The organism is Nocardiopsis yanglingensis, assembly GCF_045809185.1.
Lineage (GTDB): Bacteria > Pseudomonadota > Gammaproteobacteria > Xanthomonadales > Xanthomonadaceae > Stenotrophomonas > Stenotrophomonas yanglingensis.
On sequence record NZ_JBJNRH010000032.1, the window covers coordinates 1 to 547 of the forward strand.

Annotated in this window: 1 rRNA gene; it reads left to right on the forward strand. The window is 53.0% G+C overall.

Features of this window, described 5'->3' with window-relative positions:
- Positions 1-87, forward strand: a 5S ribosomal RNA gene (gene rrf / locus ACJ7C5_RS21085); the annotation flags it as partial.
- Positions 88-547: the final 460 nt, after the last annotated feature.

Genomic DNA, 547 nt, shown 5'->3' on the forward strand with positions numbered 1-547 from the left:
CCGATCCCATCCCGAACTCGGAAGTGAAACGCAGCTGCGCCGATGGTAGTGTGGCTCAAGCCATGCGAGAGTAGGTCATCGCCAGGGTTTACACCCGAGAACCCCGCTGCTTGCGCAGCGGGGTTTTCCTTTTTTTGCAGGCACCCGGTTTCGACCTGGACTTGCAGCAACAACTTCACGAAGAGCTTCAAGTTCCTCAAACAAGTTGTTGACAAAGCTGAAAGGCCTGCCATAATAGGCGGCTCGCAACGACGAAAGACCTTCGGGTCCAACGACGAAGCGGCATCGGCAACAACGTCCACCCCGGTGAGACGGCCTTGAAAAAAGGTGTTGACGAAGCGGAAAAGCCGGCTATAATGGGCGGCTCGCTACGAAGGAAACTTCGTAGCACACGGGAACGGCGCTGAGGCCACTTCCCAAGATCTTTGAAAGTATGCGCAGGTATCTTGTGAAGGCGCCTGCAGGAAGGATGATTGTCCATCTTGCAGACGTTTGATCAAGCAACTATTAATTGTTTTAAAGCAAGCGATACGTTGCCAGAATCAAT